At 75.2% G+C, this 17,596-nt stretch carries 16 protein-coding genes and 1 pseudogene; 8 read left to right on the top strand and 9 right to left on the bottom strand.

The genetic code is table 11. From position 1 onward, the window contains the following. Positions 1-207: 207 nt before the first annotated feature. Positions 208-2,013, bottom strand: coding sequence for a helicase-related protein (locus tag ABC795_RS09770; RefSeq protein ID WP_347056983.1), 1,806 nt, complete (start codon positions 2,011-2,013; stop codon positions 208-210). Positions 2,014-2,167: 154 nt separating this feature from the next. Between ABC795_RS09770 and ABC795_RS09765 the strand changes: the two genes are divergently transcribed. Beyond that, entirely contained in the window at positions 2,168-3,043 is an 876-nt protein-coding gene (locus ABC795_RS09765; protein WP_347056982.1) for a mechanosensitive ion channel family protein, read from the top strand. Between the two features lie 73 nt (positions 3,044-3,116). Here the strand turns inward: ABC795_RS09765 and ABC795_RS09760 are convergent, their stop codons facing one another. The 3 genes from ABC795_RS09760 to ABC795_RS09750 all read right to left on the bottom strand — a co-directional run bounded on the left by ABC795_RS09760 (position 3,117) and on the right by ABC795_RS09750 (position 6,396). After that, the gene (locus tag ABC795_RS09760) at positions 3,117-5,312 is read right to left on the bottom strand and encodes an MMPL family transporter (protein WP_347056981.1); all 2,196 of its coding nucleotides are present in this window, start codon (positions 5,310-5,312) and stop codon (positions 3,117-3,119) included. Between the two features lie 6 nt (positions 5,313-5,318). Next, positions 5,319-5,918 carry a helix-turn-helix domain-containing protein gene (locus tag ABC795_RS09755; protein WP_347056980.1) on the bottom strand — a complete coding sequence of 200 codons (600 nt, stop codon included), beginning with the start codon at positions 5,916-5,918 and terminating at the stop codon, positions 5,319-5,321. A gap of 88 nt (positions 5,919-6,006) precedes the next feature. Next, positions 6,007-6,396: a universal stress protein gene (locus ABC795_RS09750; RefSeq protein ID WP_347056979.1), complete on the bottom strand. Its 390-nt coding sequence runs from the start codon at positions 6,394-6,396 to the stop codon at positions 6,007-6,009. A 208-nt stretch (positions 6,397-6,604) separates the two neighbouring features. Between ABC795_RS09750 and ABC795_RS09745 the strand changes: the two genes are divergently transcribed. Continuing rightward, positions 6,605-7,576, top strand: a complete 972-nt coding sequence (locus ABC795_RS09745) for a patatin-like phospholipase family protein (RefSeq protein WP_347056978.1) — start codon at positions 6,605-6,607, stop codon at positions 7,574-7,576. Between the two features lie 10 nt (positions 7,577-7,586). On the opposite strand, the gene ABC795_RS09740 is transcribed toward ABC795_RS09745, so the two are convergent. Further along, a complete protein-coding gene (locus ABC795_RS09740; RefSeq protein WP_347056977.1) occupies positions 7,587-8,057 on the bottom strand; it encodes a heme-degrading domain-containing protein in 471 nt (156 codons plus the stop codon). 186 nt (positions 8,058-8,243) lie between these two features. Between ABC795_RS09740 and ABC795_RS09735 the strand changes: the two genes are divergently transcribed. After that, entirely contained in the window at positions 8,244-8,903 is a 660-nt protein-coding gene (locus ABC795_RS09735) for an alpha/beta fold hydrolase (protein ID WP_347056976.1), read from the top strand. Between the two features lie 73 nt (positions 8,904-8,976). On the opposite strand, the gene ABC795_RS09730 is transcribed toward ABC795_RS09735, so the two are convergent. Both ABC795_RS09730 and ABC795_RS09725 read right to left on the bottom strand, forming a co-directional pair. Continuing rightward, a complete protein-coding gene (locus tag ABC795_RS09730) occupies positions 8,977-9,264 on the bottom strand; it encodes a Dabb family protein (RefSeq protein ID WP_347056975.1) in 288 nt (95 codons plus the stop codon). Between the two features lie 241 nt (positions 9,265-9,505). After that, on the bottom strand, positions 9,506-10,459 hold the full coding sequence (locus ABC795_RS09725; RefSeq protein ID WP_347056974.1) for a hypothetical protein: 954 nt from the start codon (positions 10,457-10,459) through the stop codon (positions 9,506-9,508). A gap of 224 nt (positions 10,460-10,683) precedes the next feature. Between ABC795_RS09725 and ABC795_RS09720 the strand changes: the two genes are divergently transcribed. The 4 genes and pseudogenes from ABC795_RS09720 to ABC795_RS09705 all read left to right on the top strand — a co-directional run bounded on the left by ABC795_RS09720 (position 10,684) and on the right by ABC795_RS09705 (position 13,977). Beyond that, on the top strand, positions 10,684-10,911 hold the full coding sequence (locus ABC795_RS09720; RefSeq protein WP_347056973.1) for a hypothetical protein: 228 nt from the start codon (positions 10,684-10,686) through the stop codon (positions 10,909-10,911). A gap of 57 nt (positions 10,912-10,968) precedes the next feature. Next, on the top strand, positions 10,969-12,363 hold the full coding sequence (locus tag ABC795_RS09715; protein ID WP_347056972.1) for a thioredoxin family protein: 1,395 nt from the start codon (positions 10,969-10,971) through the stop codon (positions 12,361-12,363). Then, positions 12,360-12,878, top strand: a pseudogene (locus ABC795_RS09710) (UGSC family (seleno)protein). The gene ABC795_RS09715 and the pseudogene ABC795_RS09710 overlap by 4 nt, the downstream one beginning before the upstream one ends. Before the next feature lie 25 nt (positions 12,879-12,903). After that, positions 12,904-13,977, top strand: a complete 1,074-nt coding sequence (locus ABC795_RS09705; protein WP_347056971.1) for a YihY/virulence factor BrkB family protein — start codon at positions 12,904-12,906, stop codon at positions 13,975-13,977. On the opposite strand, the gene ABC795_RS09700 is transcribed toward ABC795_RS09705, so the two are convergent. After that, the gene (locus ABC795_RS09700) at positions 13,968-15,500 is read right to left on the bottom strand and encodes a DUF2252 family protein (RefSeq protein WP_347056970.1); all 1,533 of its coding nucleotides are present in this window, start codon (positions 15,498-15,500) and stop codon (positions 13,968-13,970) included. The two genes, ABC795_RS09705 and ABC795_RS09700, sit on opposite strands and share 10 nt — an antisense overlap. 152 nt (positions 15,501-15,652) lie before the next feature. Continuing rightward, a complete protein-coding gene (locus ABC795_RS09695) occupies positions 15,653-16,516 on the bottom strand; it encodes a siderophore-interacting protein (protein WP_347056969.1) in 864 nt (287 codons plus the stop codon). A 170-nt stretch (positions 16,517-16,686) separates the two neighbouring features. On the opposite strand from ABC795_RS09695, the gene ABC795_RS09690 reads away from it, so the two are divergent. Next, positions 16,687-17,523 carry an acyl-CoA thioesterase domain-containing protein gene (locus ABC795_RS09690; RefSeq protein ID WP_347056968.1) on the top strand — a complete coding sequence of 279 codons (837 nt, stop codon included), beginning with the start codon at positions 16,687-16,689 and terminating at the stop codon, positions 17,521-17,523. Positions 17,524-17,596 lie beyond the last annotated feature (73 nt).

Raw genomic sequence — 17,596 nt, 5'->3', positions numbered from 1 at the left:
GTCAGGGCGGGGCGGAAGAGGGAAGGCATGGGAAGCTCCTCGGGGTCGCGGGACACGACGGGTGACGGACCGGTACGGCCCGGCTGCTGTCAGTGACGGTACGGACCGGGCGGCGGATCGGCACTGGCAAGAAGCGGATGAAATCGGCGCCGCTCTTGGTGGAACCTGCCCATTGCGACCGCCCACCGTGGCCGGCGGTGAGCCGGCTCAGCCGCGGCGGGCCCGTCCCCGGGGACCACCCTGGCGGCCGCCCAGCGCGCGGCCGGCCGCCCGGCCCGCCGCCCGCCGACGACCACCGGGACGGCGGTCGCGATCGCCCTCCCGCCGGCCGGCCGGTGCGCTGCACGGCCGGCAGGTGGTGAACCAGGGCGCGATCGCGTTGCCGCACTCGGCGCACTTCCCCGAGCGGCCCAGCGCGATGGCGTCGGGGAGGAGCTCGGTGATCATCTCGGCGCACTCCTCCTCGACCCACGCGGCGTCCTCGCTGTCCAGTCCGGCGACGCCGGGGAACTGGCGGAGCAGGGTCTGGGCGTCGCGGGCCGCCGCGGCGGCCTGCTCGTAGTCCTCGACGGCGCCGCCGCGCGGAACGTCCGGCAGCACGGTCTCCGGCGGGACGGGCAGGCCGACGGCGTGCCGCAGCGCGGCCTTCGCGAGCACCAGCCAACGCGTGCGCCGCGGCGGGTTGTAGTCGATGGCCAGGTTGACCAGCCGCCAGACGGTGGCCAGGTCGCCGGCCGCCCCGAGCGGGCCGCGGAGCAGCGGCAGCAGGGCGTGCACCCGCAGCACGAGGCTGGTGACGTCGTCGGCGGTCATCGCCTCGTCGCGAGTCGCGGCGCGGGCCCACGCCATCCAGCGGGTCAGCGCCTCGGGCAGGTCCACCGCCTCGAAGGCGCCGAGGTCCTCGAGCTCCGGCCGCAGCCGGGGCGCGCGCTTGGGCAGGTCGCTCATCTCGTCGCCGCGGGCGACGGCCGCACCGGCGCCGACCAGCGACGCCACGGGCTTGAGCCCGCTGACCCCGATGAGGATGCCGACGCCGCCGTGCCCGGTCAGGCCGTAGCGCCCGGCCCGCCCGGCGATCTGGGCGGCCTCCCAGGTGCGCAGCGGCCGCATCTCCTGGCCGTCGAACTTCGTGGTCTCGGCGAAGAGCACGGTCGTGGCCGGCACGTTGATGCCGTGGCCGATGACGTCGGTGGTGACCAGCACGTCGAGCTCGCCCCTGGTGAACCGCTCGATGACCTCACGGCGGGTGGCCGGCGGGAGGGCGCCGTAGAGGACGCCGACCTTGCCGGGCCGGTGCTGGTCGAGCTCGGCGGCGACGGCGTAGACCGCCTTGCGCGAGAAGGCGACGACGAGCGTCTGGGGCCGGACGCCCTCGGGGCGGACCGGGCCGCGCAGGACGTCGAGCCGGGACAACCGCTTGTGGTTGACGACCTCGACGTGCTCGGCGTCGGAGACCAGCGGCTTGAGCACGAGGTAGGCCTCGGCGGCGGAGATGAGGTGCATCTCCCGGTACTCGCCGGTCAGCAGGAGGCGGGCCCAGTGGTGGCCGCGATCGGGGTCGGTGACCCAGTGCGCCTCGTCCAGCACCAGCATCTGGCCGCGGTCGGGCGCCTTCTCGACCGTGCAGCAGACGATGGGCGCGAACGGATCGATCTCCTCCTCGCCGGTGGACAGGCCGACCGTGCCCTCGGGGAGCTGGGCGGACAGCTTGGCGTACGCCTCGTGGGCGAGCTGGCGCAGCGGTGCGGCGTAGACGCCCGACCCCGTGGCGGCCAGCGCCTGCAGCGAGTCGTAGGTCTTGCCGGAGTTGGTCGGGCCGAGGTGGAACACCACGTTCTCCGGCCGGGTGGCGCGGGCGGGGAGCTCCGGCTCGGCGCCCTCGACCCAGCTCTGCTGGGCGAGCCGCTCCTCGAGGGCGGCGGCGCGGTCGGTCTGCCGCCCCGCCGACCGGCGGGTGGCAGAGCGCTCCCGGCGTCGCGAGGTGGCGGCGGGCTGGGGGTCGTGCTGGGGCAAACGACGTCCTTCGGTGGGGAACGGCTGAGGTGGTCGGCGTCCCTCCGGGACGGACCGTCATCCAGCCAACACCGACGGGCGCCGATCCATGCCCGCGGGGCCGGCCGCCGGGTGCCGGTCTGCGCGAACGCCCGCCACTGCCTAGCCTCCGGAGGTGCCCGGAGCCCTGCCCAGAACCGTTCTCCTCGCGGTCGAGGACCCGGTGGTCACCGATCCGATCACCTGGCAGGAGGCCGTGCAGGCGCTGGTGGTCTTCTCCCTCGGCCTGGTGCTGGCGGTCGTGGTCCGCCGCGTGATGGTCCGGGCGATCGACCGCGAGGGCAGCCGCCACATCGGCCGGGTGGTCGGGCGCTTCGTGAGCGTGGTCGTCGCGGCCGTGGCCGGGGTCTACGCCCTGGACCTGCTCGGGGTACGCATCGGGCCGCTCGTCGGGGCCCTCGGGGTGGGCGGCATCGCGATCGCCTTCGCCGCCCAGGACATCCTGCAGAACTTCGTCGCCGGGGTGCTCCTCCAGGTCCGGCACCCCTTCCGCGTGGGGGAGCAGATCGGCAGCGGGGACCACGAGGGGGTGGTCGAGGACGTGAACCTGCGGACCACGCAGCTCAGCACCTACGACGGGCTGACCGTGTACCTGCCCAACGCCGAGGTGCTGAAGAACCCGATCATCAACTACACGCGGACGCCGACCAGCCGGACGTCGCTCACCGTGGGCCTGCCCTACGACGCCGACCTGGACCGGGCCCGGCAGGTGCTCGCGGAGGCGTGCGCCCGTGCCGACGGCGTCCAGCCGAGCCCGCCACCGGAGGTGTGGGTGGAGGAGTTCGGCGAGTCCTCCATCAACGTGGCGGTGCGCTACTGGCACCCGGCCGACATCGCCAGCCGCTGGCGGGTGCGCAGCGAGGTCGCCATCTCCCTGAAGAAGGCGCTCGACGCGGCCGGCATCGAGATCCCCTTCCCGCAGCGGGTCCTCTGGTTCCCGCGGGATCGCGATGCATCCGCTCCCGGAGCCGACGGGAGCGACGCGGGCTGAGCTGCCACCCCGGACGGCGCACGGCCCGCCCCCCCCGGGGGACGGGCCGTGCGGGGTGGGACGGGGGCGGCGCTCAGCGGCGGCTGGCGCCGACCGGCTCCCGGTCCCCGGCAGGGGTGGCGGCCTTCTCGAGCGCGGCGCCCTCGACGTCGAGGACGGGCAGCCACCGCAGCCAGCCCGGCAGCCACCAGGCCCGCTCGCCGAGCAACGCCAGCGCGGCCGGCACCAGCACCATCCGGACCGCGAAGGCGTCGAACAGGATCCCGGCCGCGAGGGCGAAGGCGATCGACTTGATCGTCGCCTCGCCGGCGGGCACGAACCCGGCGAACACCGAGAACATGATCAGCGCGGCGGCGACGACCACCGGGGCCGCCTGCCCGAAGCCGGTGCGGATCGCGTCCAGCGGGCGGGTGCCGTGGCTGTGCGCCTCGTGCATCCGGGACACCAGGAAGATCTGGTAGTCCATCGCCAGGCCGAAGAGGATGCCGATCACCAGGATGGGAGTGAGGCTGATCAGCGGCCCGGTGGTGTCGAGGTTGACCACGTCGGCCAGCCAGCCCCACTGGAACACCGCCACGGTGGCGCCGAGCGAGGCGCCGATGGTCAGCAGGAAACCGAGCACGCCGACCAGCGGGACCAGCAGCGAGCGGAAGACCAGGACCAGCAGCACCAGCGCCAGGCCCACCACGAGCGCCAGGTAGACCGGCAGTGCCTCGTCCAGGCTCTGGGCGACGTCCACGCTCACCGCGGTCTGGCCGGTGACGTAGGCGTCGACCCCCTCCACGCCGGCGAGCCGGTCGCGCAGGTCGGCGACGAGCTGCTCGGTGGCGGGGTCGGTCGGGCCGGACCTGGGGATGACGGTGAGCAGCGCCGCCGTGTCGTCGGCGTTGGGCACCGGGGGCGTGACGAGCGCGACGTCATCCAGCCGGCCGATCGGTGCGGCGACCCGGCCGGCGGCGCCGGACGCGCCCTCGCCCTCCAGCAGGATGGTGATCGGGCCGTTGAAGCCGGCGCCGAAGCCGTCGGCCAGCAGCTCCTGCGCACGGGCCTGGGTGGAGTTCTCGGGCGGGGTCTGCACGAGCGTCGTCTGCATGGCGAGGAACGGGAGGGCGATCGTCCCCAGGGCGACGACGGCCAGCAGCAGGGAGGGCACCCGGCGGCGGGTGACCGTGGTGGCCCAGCCGGCGAGGAAGCCGCGTCCGCCGGCCGGCGCGGCGCTGCCCGCGGTCGCCTCCCGCGCTGCGGCGCGGTGCTTGCGGGGCAGTGCCCGGTAGCCGAGGAAGCCCAGCACGGCGGGTACCAGCGTGAGGGCCACGAGGACGGCGACCACGATGGTCAGCGCGGCGGCCACCCCCATCTGGGTCAGGAACGGGATGCCGACGACGAACAGGCCGGCCAGCGCGATGACGACGGTCAGGCCGGCGGTGACGACCGCGGAGCCCGCGGTGCCCGCGGCGGTGGCGATGGCCGTGCCGACGTCGGAGCCGGAGCGCACCTCCTGCCGGTACCGGGTGATGATGAACAGCGCGTAGTCGATGCCGACCGCCAGGCCGAGCATCGCGGCCAGGGTGGGGGTGGTTGACGAGAGCTCGATGAACCCGGTGGCGACGGTGACGCCCAGGACGCCGATGCCCACGCCCACCAGGGCGGTGAGCAGGTTGAGGCCGGCGACCGCCAGCGCGCCGTAGGTGACGGCGAGGACGAGGAGGGCGACGACGACCCCGATCGCCTCGCTGGGGCCACCGACGTGCGGGGCCTCCTGGATCGCCTCACCGGCGGCCTCGACGGTGAACCCGCCGGCGCGGGCGTCCGCGACCGCGTCGAGCAGCGCCTCCTGCTGCGCCGGGGTCACCTCGCCGGGTGCGGCGTCGTAGGTGACCGTGCTGTAGGCGGTGGTCTGCTGCGCGTTCACCGACGGCGCGGCCGGGTCGAGCGGGTTCGTGGCGGAGGTGACGCCCGGCAGCTGACCGAGCCCGGCCACCAGCTCACCCAGCGCGACGACGTTCTCCGGCGTGGTCAGGGTCTGGCCGTCGGGCGCCTGCACCACGACCCGCGCGGTGGCGCCGTCACCGCCGGGGCCGAACTCCGCGCCGATCCGGTCCAGGGCGATGGTCGACTCCTGCCCCGGGATGGCGAAGCTGCTCGACGTCTCGCCCGCGAAGGTGAGTGCACCCACGCTCCCGCCGACGAGGAGGACCAGCCAGACGGCGACCACGGACAGCCGGTGCCGGTGCGAGAAGGCGCCGAGCCGGGACAACAGCACAGCCATGCGGGATCAGGCCTCCACCTGGTGCGGAACGGGAAGGGCAGCGCCGGGCCGGGGGTGGCCGAGCGCGTCGAAGCAGGTGGCGACGATGGCGGCCCGCCAGGTCGCCGGCTCCTCCTGGCCGTGCGCCGCCAGGGTCAGCACGGCGAGCGCGGAGAGGGCGCCGATGGCGCGGATGGCCCGCTCGGAGACCGGGGCCTCGGCGGAGACGCCGAGCGCCTGGAGCGCCGCGGCTCCGGCGGCGTCCATCTCGGCCTCACCGCGGCCGGAGCTGTCCTGGGTCAGGGGCGTGAGGAGCAGGGCGACCACCCCGGGGTGGTCGAACGCGATGTCGACCAGGATCTCGATGGCGCGCCGGTCGCGCTCGGCCCCGACGGGTAGGTCGCTCACCTGGCCCAGCACCCGCTCGCCGAGGGCGCCGGCCTGGGCCAGCACCGCGTCGTACAGCGCTTCCTTGCTGGGGAAGTGGTGCAGCAGGCCAGCCTTGGAGAGGCCGACGGCGGCGGCGATGTCCTGGAGCGACGTCTTCGCGAAGCCGCGGCGGGCGAAGAGCCCGGCGGCCCGGTCGAGGATGCCGTCGTCGGCCTGCTGCCGGAACGGTCGCGCCATGGCGACGAGCGTACGACCGCCCGACCGGATCGGTAGGTTCTCCGACCGACCCGGTCGGTGGACGTTCGTCACACCGGGCGCGGGCGGCTCAGGGCTTGACGGCGAGCACCGGGCGGTCGGCGTCGAGCAGGATCCGCTGGGCGTCGCTGCCCATCAGGAGCTTGCCGACGGGGGAGCGGCGGCGCAGGCCGATCACGATCACCGAGGCGTCGACCTCCCGGGCGGTCCGGAGCACCTCGTCGGCGGCGTCGCCGTCGTGGCTCGTCTGCCGCAGGTCCAGCGCCACGTCCTCGGCCGCGGCGCGCTGGGTCATCTGCTGCACCGCGTGCTCGGGCGCGACCTCGGCACTCACCGGCGCTCCGCTCCGGGCGGTGTTGACCACGACCAGCGGCTCCGAGCGCCGCCGCGCCTCCTGCAGTCCTGCGCTGAAGGCGGCCTCGCCCGCGGGGGTGGGCAGGTATCCGACCAGGACGGTCATGCGAGCTCCTCGGTGTCGCTGGGACGCCCGGCGGACTTCCGCCGGGCCGGGGGCGGTGCGGATCGCGGGGCCGGGGCCACCAGCAGGAAGACTACGAGCAGCCTGCCGGGGTCGGCCCGGTGAGGAATCGGGCGGTGGACGCCCGGCAGCCGGGGCCCGGGCCGGTGACGACCTGCCCGCGTGGGCCGCCCGTGGCAGGCTCGGGCCCGTGACGCGCGTGGGCCTGGTGCTGGGCGGCGGCGGCGTCGTCGGGCAGGCTTACCACTCGGGCGTGCTGGCGGTCCTCCAGCACGACGCCGGCTTCGACGCACGCACCGCCGAGGTGGTCGTGGGCACCTCGGCCGGCTCCATCACCGGTGCCCTGCTGCGGCTGGGCGTGTCGGCGGAGAACCTCGCCGCCTGGACGGTGCGGGCACCGCTCTCGGGCACCGAGGACGTGCTCCGGTACATGGCCGACGCCGCGGTGCCCGAGCTGGCGCCGTTCCGCGCCTGGGAGCTGCTGTACCGCCCGCTGCGGCTGCCCGGGCGGCACATGGTGCACCGGGCGCTCACCCGGCCGCTGCAGTTCCGGCCGATGGCGGCCGGGATGGCGCTCATGGCGCCGGGGCGGCACGACGTCGTCGAGCAGCTGGCCGCGCTCCGGGAACTGGAGGGACCGGGCTGGCCGGAACCGGCCCTGTGGATCTGCGCGGTGCGCCGCCGGGACGGCCGCCGGGTGGTGTTCGGTCGCCCGAGATCGCCGGAGGCGCCGCTGCACCTGGCGATCGGGGCGTCGTGCGCGGTGCCCGGCTACTTCGCCCCGGTGACCATCGGGGGGCACAGCTACATCGACGGCGGCGTGCACTCGTCGACCAACGCCGCCGTGCTCCGCGGTCAAGGGCTCGACGTCGTCATCGTCATCGCGCCGATGAGCGGTCCCACCGGGTGGCGGCCGGGGGTGTTCCCGGCTGCCCGCCGGTACTCCGACCGCCTCCTGCAGCGCGAGGTGCGGGCGCTGCGCGCCGAAGGGATCCGGACCGTGGTGTTCACGCCCGGCCCCGAGGAGCAGGAGGTCATGGGCACCGACATGATGTCGCGCGCCCGGCTGGACGAGGTCGTCCGGCATGCGTTCCTCTCGGCGGGCGCGCACGCGGCGGAGCCGGAGGTCGCCGAGCTGCTCCGCGCCGCGGCGGCGCCGTAGCGCCGGCCGGTCAGCGGCCGAGGTGCTCCCGCAGCGCCCCGACGACCATGCGGTGGTCCGCGAGCTGGGGGAGCCCGGAGACCGTCACGACGCCGATCGGGCCGACGTCGCGCACCAGCAGCGGGAAGGCGCCCCCGTGGGCCGCGTACCGAGCGGGGTCCAGACCGAACTCGGCCTCGAAGGTGGTGCCCCGCTCGATGCTGTCCTGGCGCACGTAGAGGGAGCTGTGCCCGAACCGGTGCACCACCCGCGACTTGCGCTCGATCCACGACGCGTTGTCCGGGGTGGCGCCGGCCAGCGCGACCGCGAACAGCCGGTGGGCGTTGCGCGAGATCTCGACGGCGACCGGCGCGGCGGCCCGGCGGGCGGCGGCAACCAGCGCGGAGCCGAGCTCCCAGGCGTCGTCGTTGGTGAAGGACGTGAGCTGGAGCTCGGCCTCCTCGGCGGCGAGATCGGCGAGCGAGGGCAAGGGATCGGCCATGCGACCTTCCTACCGTGCCCGGCTGAGCCGATGTCGACGTTCCACTCGCGGACCGTCCAGCCGGTCACCAGGCCGTGGCCAGCCCGCAGGGCCGCCGGAGGTCTGGGACGACGCCGGCTCCGCGCCCCGGCGACCGTCCGCATCGCGGCTGGACGCCGGCAGCGGACGTGGCCGATGCTTCCGGAGGTGCTTCCTTCCCCCGCGCCGGTGGACCGGTCGGTGCTCACCCGGTGGGTGCCGGGGCCCGACACGGTCCTGCGGTACGGCCCGGAGGAGGACCGCGTCCACGTGCGGCCGATGACCGAGGCGCTGACCACCGCGGGCTGGACGACGGTGGCACCGGAGTACCGGCGCGTCCCCGGCCGCCCCGACCTCGCCGTCCAGGACGTCCACGCGGCCGTGCGGGCGGTCGCCGGCCGGGCGCGGTCCGCCGGGGTGCTGCTGGTCGGTCACTCCGCGGGCGGGCACCTGGTGCTGCAGGCGGCCGCGACCATGGTGGGGCCGGAGGTGCCGGTGGGGGTGGCGGCGCTCGCGCCGGTCGCCGACCTGCGCCGGGCGCAGGCGCTCGGCTGCGGCGGCGCGGTCGCCGACTTCCTCGGGGAGGACGCCGCGGCGCGCCCCGACCTGGACTCCGCGCAGCTGCCGGCCCCGGCCGTGCCGGTCCCGATCGTGCACGGAACGGCGGACGAGGTGGTGCCCGCCGAGCTCAGCGAGTCCTACGCGGCCGCCCGCCCGAGGGCCGTGCTCGTCCCCGTTCCGGCCGGGCACTTCGCCGTGATCGATCCGCGCAGCGCCGTCCGGCCCACGGTCCCGGCCGCGCTGCAGGAGCTCGCCGGCACGCGGTGACGGCCGTGGCGAGGCGCTGGCGGACGGCGCGCCAGGTCTCCTGGGTCTTTCCGGCCGCCCTCGCGGGGCCGGCTCAGGCCTCGAACTGGATGCGCACGACCTCCTCGCTGATGGGAGCGAAGAGCTCCCGACGCACCCGGTCGTGCTCGGCCTCGGCGTCGTAGGCCCGGTAGGCGTCCGCGTCGACGAAGTCCGCGGTGATCGAGAAGCTCCAGTTGCCTGCCCGCAGGCCTGCGTCGACACCGACCCGCATGTCCAGGCAGCCCGGCGGATGAAGGGCGACGACGGCTGCCAGCGCCTCCTCGATCCGCTGCTGCGGCACTCCCGCTCGCACCCGGCCGACGACCACGTTGCGGATCACGCGTCCAGTCCAGCACGGCAGCGAGGTGCGCGCAGGCCGGGGTGGGGCGGGATCCGCGGAGGAACAGGCGGCGAGGTCGGTGGCCGGCCGGCGGTGGCGGGCGGTGCGGACGGCGCAGGCCCGTACGGAGGCGAGCAGGGTAGGCGTCGACGCCGACTCGACCGTCGACGGGAAGTATCGATGAAGGTGCACGGGGGAACCTCGGCGCGGTCGGCGACGTGCGCTCGCTGCCCCGCGGATGTCAGCTCCTGCGCCGGGTCCAGCGCCATCGGGCGGAGAGGCTGCCGGCGGCCGACGGTGGACCTCCCGTCGTGGGTGCGATCGAGCCGGCCGCGCGCCGGAGCTCCGCCTCGAGCTCGGACCGCCGGCGCACGAGGGCGGTCACGTCGGCCAGCAGGGCGGCGCGGCGGTCTGCGGCCGCGCAGTCCAGGCGCTCCCGTTCCACCTCCGCCGCGGCGTCCGCACGGCGGCGCTCCTCCCGGCCGCTCGCCAGCATCCGGACCACCTCGTCCCTGCCCTGCAACCGGAGGTGCGCCACGTCGGCCGCGGCCTGCCGTCCCAGCAGGGCGGCCCGGTCGGCGGCGCACTGCTCCACCGCCCTCGCCTCGGCCATCCGGGCGGCGGCCTCCTCGGCGGCGTCGCGTCGAGCCTGCTCGGCGTCATCGCGCGTCCGGCCGGCCGCGGCGAGGATCGTCTCCGCCCGTGCCGTCGCGTCGGCGATGATCTCGCGGGCGCGCGTCCGGGCGTCGGCGAGCTCCGCGGCGGCACGGGCGACGAGCTCCTCGGCCTCCGCCTGCGCCGCGGCGCGCACGGCGTCGGCCTCGGCCGTGATGCCCGCGGCCTCGTCGGCGGCGGCGGCGAGCATCGACCCGATCCGGTCCGACAGCCGGAGGAACTCGCCCGCGCCGGCCGAGTGGTCGAGCAGTTCCCGGGCCTCGGCGAGCTCTCTCCGGGTGTCCAGGCAGCGGGCCAGCAGGTGCTCGCGCTCCCGCTCCGCCGTCGCCAGCTCGTCCTCCGCCCACTGGACGTAGGTGTCGACCTGGAAGCGGTCGTAACCGGCCAGCGCCCGGCCGAACATCGGCGCGGCCCGGAACAGCGTGGACAGGTCGCCGGTGACGTTGGGCCGCTCGCGCTCGGCCGACGGGTCGCCACCGGTGACCCCTGCAGGGCGCTGGTGCTGCGTCGCCGCGCTCATCGGTGCCCCTCGGGTGCCCGCCTGGTCGTCATCGCACCGACGCTAGGTGGGCGGGGCGCCGGTCCGCTCCCGCGCGTGGCGGCCGATCACCCGGGCGGGTGGGACGGGTCGCCCGGTCCGGGTCGTCGCCTTCCTCAGCGGTCGCTCCCCGCGACGTCCCCCGCACGGGTGAGCCACGACGCGCGGAGGGTGGAACAGCGCGGCGCCGGGGCAGACCGTTCCTCATGGCCCTGCCCACTCCCGTGCCGGCCCCCGGCAGCATGACGGTTCCGCCGCTGTTCGACTGGCACGTCCTCGCCTCCGTCGTCATCCTCGTGGCGCTCGTCGCCGTGGCGACGCTGTTCACCCTCTCGGCCCGCCAGGGGGCGAGCGGCCGTGCGGAGTGGCAGCAGTGGCTGGCCGCACGGTCGCGGGTCCCGCACGACCCGGACGAGGTGGGCGTCGATCGGTAGCGGAGCCGGCCCAGGGCGTCGGTGGCCGGGGGAGCGGCGCCTCGGTACGGTCCGGGGGTGCGCCTCCCTGACGGCCTCGTCGCCGTGGTCAAGCGCGACTGCCCCACCTGCGTGCTGGTCGAGCCGGTGCTGCGGCAGCTCGGCGCGGCCGTGTGGTGCCAGGACGACGCCGCGTGGTTCCCCGGGGACGACACCGAGCTGGAGCTGTCCTACCGGCTGGGGATCGAGACCGTCCCCACGCTGTTGCGGGTGCAGGACGGTGCGGAGACGGCCCGGGTCGTGGGCTGGAGCCGGGAGCAGTGGGAGCAGCTGACGGGCGTGGCGGGGCTCGGCGCGGAGCTGCCCGAGCACCGGCCCGGCTGCGGCTCGTTGTCGGTGGACCCCTTCCGGGTCGACGCCCTGGAGGCGCGGTACGGCGCCAGCGGCCTGACCAGCCGGCGGGTGGAGCTGGCCGACCTCGAGGACGAACACGAGGCGATGTTCGACCGCGGCTGGACCGACGGGCTGCCCGTCGTCCCGCCGACGCCGGAACGGGTGCTGCGGATGCTGCGCGGCACGACCCGCGACCCGGCCGAGGTGATCGCCCTCGTGCCGCCGGACCTCGTGGAGTGCACGGTCGAGAAGGTGGCCGTCAACGCGGTGATGGCCGGCTGCCTGCCGGAGTACCTCCCGGTCGTGCTGGCCGCCCTGGAGGCGGCCTCCGCGGAGGAGTTCGCGCTGCACGGCCTGCTGGCGACGACGTACTTCTCCGGGCCGGTGGTGATCGTGAACGGGCCCGTCGCCGGGCGGATCGGGATGAACAGCGGGGTCAACGCGTTCGGTCAGGGGAACCGGGCCAACGCGACGATCGGCCGGGCGCTGCAGCTGGTGGTGCGCAACGTCGGCGGCGGGCGACCCGGCGAGGTCGACCGGGCGACCATGGGCAACCCGGGCAAGTTCACCTTCTGCTTCGCCGAGCGGGAGGAGACCAGCCCGTTCCGCCCGCTGGCCGCCGACCGGGGCGTCCCCGGCGACGCGGTCACCGTCTTCGCGGGGTCCGGTGTCCAACCCGTGGTCGACCAGCTCAGCCGCGACCCGGAGTCGCTGGCCCGCACGTTCGCGGCCTGCCTGCGGGTCAACGCCCACCCGAAGCTGCCGATGGCCTTCGATGCGATGCTCGTCGTCTCCCCGGAGCACGGCCGGGTGTTCCGCGAGGCGGGCTGGGACCGGGCCCGTCTGCTGGCCGAGCTGGAGGGGCTGCTCGCGCTGCCGGCCGCCGAGCTGGTCCGGGGGGCCGACGGCATGGCCGAGGGCCTGCCCGGTCCGGTCGAGGGAACCGTGCCGAAGTTCCGCCCGGGCGGGCTGCTCATCGCCTCCGCGGGCGGCGACGCCGGATTGTTCAGCGCGATCGTCGGCGGCTGGGTGGCCGGTGCGACGGGAAGCGTCCCCGTGACACGAGAGGTGCGCGCTTGAGAACCGTCCTGGACCCGACGGGTGAGCGGCAGGCGTCCGCCCGGGAGCTGCTGCCCCGGCCGGACTCGCTGCGCGGCCGAACCGTCGGGCTGCTCGACATCAGCAAGGCCCGCGGGGACGTCGTCCTGGACCGCCTGGAGGAGCTGCTGACCGGGGACGGCGCGGTGGTGCGCCGGTACCGCAAGCCCACGTTCGCCCGGACCGCCCCGGTCGACCTGCGCCACGAGATCGCCGAGCAGTGCGAGGTGGTCATCGAGGCGCTCGCCGATTAGGGCTCCTGCACGTCGTGCAGTGTGCACGACATCGCCGATCTCGAGCGCCGCGGTGTGGTCGGGGTCTTCCTGGCCAGCGAGGCGTTCGCCGAGGCCTCCCGGCTGCAGGGCGAGGCGCTGGGCTTCCCCGCGCCGTCGGTCCTGGTGCCGCACCCGGTCCAGGACCGCACCGACGCGGAGCTGCGGGCCGTCGCCGAGCAGGTCTACCCGGCGGTGGTGAGTGCGGTGACGGGGACGGGGTAGCCGCCGACGAAGGAGGGATGCACGCATGGCGCTCGCCGCACGCTTCGACGCGTTCCAGGCCAGGCATCCCGCGGTGGCCTTCCCACTGGCGGTGGTCTACAAGTTCGCCGACGACCGCGGACCGCACCTCGCCGCGCTGATCACCTACTACGGCTTCGTGTCGCTGTTCCCGCTGCTGCTGATGCTGACGTCCGTGCTCGGCTTCCTGCTGCAGGACGACCCCGGGCTCCAGCAGCGCATCCTCGAGTCCGCGCTGTCGGACTTCCCGCTGCTCGGGCCGGTGCTGGTCGAGAACATCGGCACGTTCCGGGGGAGCGGCGTCGCGCTGGTCATCGGGATCCTGGGCAGCCTCTACGGCGGGCTGGGCGTCATGCAGGCGGCCCAGGCCGCCCTCAACCGGATCTACGCAGTGCCGCGCTTCGCCCAGCCCAACCCGCTGCTGTCCCGGCTGCGCAGCCTGCTGCTCGTCCTGGCCCTCGGGCTGGGCGCGGTGGCGTCGACCGCGCTGACCGCCTCCGTGTCGTCCCTCTCGGGCGCCCTGCCGGTGCCGGGGCCGGTGGTGACCGTCGCGGCCACGCTGACCAGCCTGACGATCAACGTCGGGATCTTCCTGGTGGTCTACCAGGTGCTCACGGCGCGCCGGCTGGACTGGCGGAACGTCGCCGTCGGCGCCGTCATCGCCGCGGTCCTCTGGGAGCTGCTGCACGTGCTCGGCACCTACTACTTCGGCACGTACGTGACGCGGTCCAGCGACGTCTACGGCGTCTTCGGCGTGATCCTCGGCCTGGTCGTCTGGATCTACCTCCAAGCGCTCGTCGTCGTCCTGGCCGCGGAGATCAACGTCGTCCGCCACCGGCGGCTCTACCCCCGGTCCCTGCTGACCCCGTTCACCGACGACGTGGAGCTCACGCCCGCCGACGTCCGCGCGTACACCGGCTACGCGCGCAGCGAGCGGTACAAGGGGTTCCAGCGCGTGGAGGCCACGTTCGGCAAGGGCGCCCGGCCGCAGTCCGCCGACGCCGAGGGGTTCCCCGGGGACGTCGCCGGGGACGACGCCGCGGCCGCCGTGGACGGGTCCCCGGGCAGCGGTCAGCGGTAGACGACGTCGACGCTCCGGAAGGCGCCGAGCGCGTGGTCGGCGACGAAGTGCTCGTGGTCCTGCCGGACCCGGGCGGCCGCCTCCTCGGCGAACCGCAGGACGTCGTCGACGAACAGGTCCCGGCCTCCGATCGCGTCGAGGATCGCGGGCTCCACGTCGTAGTCGACGTTCCCGGTGTCGTCGGACATGGCGTGCGTGTGCGCGAGCACCCGGCCGCAGATCTCGGCGTACTCCTTCCACTCGCGGCCGGAGAGCTTGCCCAGGCTGATCGAGTCCCGGAAGGGCGCGCGCTCGCGCACCATGAAGCTGCGGCCGTCGATGTCCACGCTGCCGTAGAAGACGTCGCCGTCCACCAGGTGCACCCGCTGGGCGTGCCGGATCCGGTCGGCCAGGCCGTCCATGCGGTAGTCCGAGGGCGGGACCACGCCGTCGAGCGCAGACCGGCGGGCCTGCTTGAACTCCAGGAGGAGGTCGTCGGTCCCGTCGGCGCGCGGCCCCTCGATCAGGACGAAGAAGCGGGTCAGGCCGAGGGAGGCGGTGCCCGCGCCCTTGCGCTCGGCGACGTCCTTCACCCGCATCCGGCCGGCCCGCTCGGGCACCGGCACCTCGTTGTCGGCGACGTACCGGTCGACGATCTGCTGGAACTCGACGCGGCGGCTGCTGACCGGCACCACCTCGTCGTCGGTGCGGAAGCCGCTGCGCGCGTCGTCCAGGAGGCCGGCCAGCCAGTCGGCCCGGCTCACCTCGAGCGCACCGGCGATGAGGTCGGCGATCAGTGGCGGGGCGTTGTCCAGCCGGAGCTGCTCGGAGTCCTCGGTGGCGGCGGCGGCGTAGGAGGCGATGCCCGAGACGTAGCCGTGGACGAACCGGCGGGCGATGGCGCGCTGCTTCGCGGGGCCCTGCCCGCCCTTCTCGCCCGCGCCGAGCAGGAAGCCGACCGCACCGCGCTTGAGGTCCCAGGTGAAGGGGGCGTAGAAGGCGTCGTCGAAGTCGTTGACCCCGAAGATCGGGACGTCGTCCGCACTCGGCATCACCCCGAAGTTGCCCGGGTGGACGTCGCCGAGGGCGAGCACCGTGGGCATGCGGGCGTCCTCGCCGACCAGGTCGCGGTAGAAGAGCAGGGCGGTACCGCGGAAGAACTGGAAGACCGACCGGGCGAGTTTGTCGAACTTCTCCTGGGCCTCGACGTCGTGGCTGGCGATCCGGGTCCCGTGGTCCTCGCGCACCGTCTCGCGGACGTGGATCCGGCGGTCGTTGCCGGTCAGCATGCGGGGCACCGGCACCATCTCGCCCGCTGCCCGGGCCTCGGCGAGCAGACGGAAGGCGTCCACCCGCGAGCCGATCCGCCGCCGGCCGGACCCCGGGCGCCCGGTTCCGAGCTGCGCCGCGGGCCGTTCCCGCTGCCGTAGCGCGGCGACCAGCTCCTCCTTGCTCATCCGGCTCCGGCCGGGGATCCCGTGCTCGCGGGCCAGGCGCAGGAGCTCGTCGCGGGTGGCGGTCGTGAGCTGGGGGGAGGAGTCCATGGCCTCACGCCTACCCGCCGGCGCCCCGACCAGGCACGACGGTTGTGTTACGCCCCGGACCTCGTGGTCGTCACCGTGCTCGCCGGCGGAGCGCTCGCGGCCGGTGGGCCCGTGAGCGCCTCCTCGCCCCGCCGCCCGGGAGCGGGTGACGGTCAGCGGCCGGCGGCGTCCTCGGCCTCGATGGCGGCATTCCACTGCCGCTTGGTCGACTGCCAGCCGTCCTCGGTGTCACCCCGCCGCCAGTAGCCGGAGACCGACGTCCACGCCGGGTCCAGGCCCCGCTCCGCGCGCAGGTGCCGGCGCAGCTCCCGGACCGCGTAGGCCTCGCCGTGCACGAACACGTGCCCGTCGCCAGGCGGCAGCGGAACGGCGCGGACGGCGTCGACCAGCGCCGATCCCGGCTCGGTGCCGTTCCGGTGCAGCCAGCGCAGCTCCACGCCGGTCCCGGTGGCGAGGTCGGTCTGCTCCTCCTCGGGCCCGGCCACCTCGACGAACACCAGCGCCCGGGCGCCGGCGGGCAGCCGGTCGAGGGTCGCGGCGATCGCGGGCAGGGCGGCCTCGTCCCCCGCGAGCAGGTGCCAGTCGGCATCCGGCCGCGGCGCGTAGGCGCCACCGGGGCCCATGAACTGGATCCGGTCGCCGGGGCGGGCCGCGGCGGCCCAGGGCCCGGCGATCCCCTCGTCGCCGTGGTGGACGAAGTCGATGGTCAGCTCACCGGCCGCCGCGTCCCAGGCCCGGACCGTGTACGTGCGGGTGACCGGCCACTGGTCGGCCGGGAGCTCGGCGCGCAGCTGCTCGACGTCGTAGGGAACGGCGTACGTCGCGTCCGCCGGCGGGAACATCAGCTTCACGTAGCGGTCGGTGAACTCGCCGTCCGGGAAACCGGCGAGGCCTTCGCCGCCGAGCACGACGCGGACCATGTGCGGGGTGATCCAGGAGGTGCGGACGACCTCCCCGATCCGCGGTGTCCGCTTGCGGGGCGGGCGCCCGTCGCCGTTCCGCCGTGGCTCGCTCATCGCTGCTCCGCTCCCGGTCGCCCCGGCGACCGCTGTACCGACCGGCCCGTCGTCCCCGGCCGGTGTGCGGCCGCTGCGCGCGGACGACGGTACAGAGCCCGGTGATCACCGCGCCCGGTCGGCTGGCCCGCTCGCCCGGGGCGGCGGGGGACTGCGGTTACTGTCCCGGCGTGGGATCCGTGGCGGCCGGTAGCGGCGAGGACCGATCCGGAGCCGGGCCGAGCGTGCTCGACGTCCTGGCGCTGGAAGAGATCGACCGGGACCTCTACCGCAGCACCCTGCTGTTCACCGACCCGTTCCCGCTGTACGGCGGTCAGGTGGCCGCCCAGGCGCTGTACGCGGCCGGCCGCACCCTGGGCGCCGACCGGCTCCCGCACTCGCTGCACGGGTACTTCCTGCGCAGCGGGGACGCCGCTCGCCCGACCATCTTCCGGGTCGACCGGGACCGCGACGGCGGGTCCTTCTCGGCCCGCCGGGTGGTCGCCGTCCAGGGCGGCGACGTCATCTTCAGCATGTCCGCCTCCTTCTCGGTGCCCGGGCCGGGGCCCGACCAGCAGGTGCAGGAGACGCCGACCGTCGAGGCGCCGGACGCGCTGCCCCGGTTCGACCTGCCGCGGCTGTTCTCCATGGCGGCCCGCCGGCCCGAGCAGCCGTTCCCGGCGGCGCACCGGCCCACCCGGTTCTGGGCCCGGTCCACGGTCGCCCTGCCCGACGACCCGCTGGTGCACGCCTGCGTGCTGACCTACCTGTCCGACATCGGCACCGGGCTCTCGGCGCTGCCCGAGGACGAGGCCGCGCCGGGCCCGAGCCTGGACCACGCGGTCTGGTTCCACCGGCACGCCCGGCTCGACGACTGGGTGCTCATGGACATGGTCCCGCGCACGGTCTCCGGCGGGCGGGGCTGGTACACCGGCTCGATCACCACACCCAGCGGCGTGCTGGCCGCCAGCTTCGCGCAGGAGACGCTGTTCCGGCCGGGTCGCAACCCGTTCCGCCCGGGCAGCTGACGAACGGCGCGTGCATGCACCGCAGCCGGTGACGACCGGCCGCGGCGGTCCGCGCGTCGCCGGTTCGTCCAGA

It is taken from the genome of Blastococcus sp. HT6-30 (assembly GCF_039729015.1).
GTDB lineage: Bacteria > Actinomycetota > Actinomycetes > Mycobacteriales > Geodermatophilaceae > Blastococcus.
Note: the sequence above shows the minus strand (reverse complement) of the source record. Positions and strands in the feature narration are given on the sequence as shown.